The sequence below is a fragment of the Pedobacter sp. genome (assembly GCF_045628745.1).
Lineage (GTDB): Bacteria > Bacteroidota > Bacteroidia > Sphingobacteriales > Sphingobacteriaceae > Pedobacter.
In genome coordinates this window covers 1-1,711 of record NZ_JAZQPU010000432.1, presented here as the reverse complement: position 1 = coordinate 1,711, position 1,711 = coordinate 1, and the positions used below count along the sequence as shown (strand labels likewise).

The following is a 1,711-nucleotide window of genomic DNA, read 5'->3' as shown; positions in this document are numbered from 1 at the left end:
GGCTTAATTACACTGGTTTTTCAACTCTCCTCATCTTTACTCCAGCCTTTTGTGGGCTCTTATACAGACAAGAAACCTCAACCCTATTCCTTAGCCGTTGGAATGGGCTTTTCCCTAATGGGATTAGTGGTGCTTTCTATGTCTGCTAACTTTTATATGATGCTTGTTGCGGTAGCCCTTGTAGGTGTTGGTTCTTCAATTTTCCATCCAGAGGCATCAAGAATTGCACATTCTGCATCGGGTGGTAAACGTGGATTAGCGCAGTCTATTTTCCAGTTAGGTGGTAATGCGGGGAGCTCTTTAGGCCCCTTACTTGCCGCATGGATTATCGTTCCTTACGGACAGATCAGCATCATGTGGTTTTCTTTGATAGCCATTTTAGCTATTATCATCCTGACTTATGTGGGTAACTGGTATAAAAGCGTAGCTGGCGCGCTCAAAAAAAATCATCAACATAACGCTGTACCCTTACCTTTCTCTAAACGTAAGGTAATTTTTTCTGTAGCTATCCTCCTGGTCCTTATTTTCTCGAAGTACTTTTACATGGCCAGTCTGACCAGTTATTTCACCTTTTTCCTGATCAATAAATTTCATGTTTCCGTACAAAGCTCGCAGTTTTATTTATTCCTTTTCTTATTTTCCGTAGCCGCGGGCACATTAATTGGTGGCCCTGTAGGCGATAGATTTGGCAGGAAGTATGTTATCTGGTTTTCCATTTTAGGTACCGCTCCTTTTGCCATGCTCCTACCTCATGCAAACCTATTCTGGACCACTGTATTGATTATACCCATTGGTGTAATTCTGGCCTCCGCATTTTCGGCTATTTTGGTGTATGCACAAGAGCTGATTCCAGGTAAAGTTGGTTTAGTATCTGGCTTGTTTTTTGGATTTGCTTTTGGTATGGGTGGTATAGGTTCAGCATTGCTAGGTAAACTTGCTGATGAAACCAGCATTGCGTACGTGTTTTCTATCTGTTCTTTTTTACCATTAATTGGCTTATTAACGGGATTTCTTCCAAATATAGAAAGCAAAAAAAAGAAATAAAGTTTAACAGACAAGGCAAGATCCTGTATCATCATCAATGGTACGGGATCTTTCTGTTTTAGGCACCTTAACAAAAGGTAATTTTTACCTAATCGGTGAGCAGGTATTTGGAGGGCATTAACAGGGCCTTCAGTTATCAATCGATATAGGTAGGCCCTACGAAGGCCCTACCAATGCCCTCTAAAGGATATGGAAACTATTAGGTGCAAATTACCTTAAAGTCATGTACATAAGCCTTTATTCATCGACTCGTTTGTAATTTCTATGTTAACCAACCCACTAACATTAATTTTAATGTTAACTTTAAATGAGTTACATCATTCACCTTAATTGTTATCTTATGGCAACTATTTATCACAAAACCCTACTTACAGGGATTACTTTTATGGCCGCAATAGTTGGCTGTAACAACAGTGAAGGAATTTCTAATGTACAAAATCCTGTAGATACTTCTACCGGTGCATCAGTAGAAACGCAAAAACCTAATACGGACTACAAACCAGCAGTACCTGGTCAAACCCGTGCACCGGCTGTTAAAACAACTACCCCATTAAATATTACAGTCATCAACGGTAGCTTAAAACAACCATGGTCAATTTGTAATCTACCCGATGGACGTTTTTTGGTAACCGAAAAATCCGGTATCATAAAAATCCTCAACGCAGAT

The 1,711-nt window shown here is 39.9% G+C and carries 1 protein-coding gene and 1 pseudogene; both read left to right on the top strand.

Features of this window, described 5'->3' with window-relative positions:
• On the top strand, positions 1-1,044 hold a 1,044-nt coding region (locus ACR2F7_RS15740; protein ID WP_432714496.1), incomplete at its 5' end, for an MFS transporter.
• A gap of 340 nt (positions 1,045-1,384) precedes the next feature.
• Positions 1,385-1,711: pseudogene (locus tag ACR2F7_RS15735) on the top strand (PQQ-dependent sugar dehydrogenase); the annotation flags it as partial.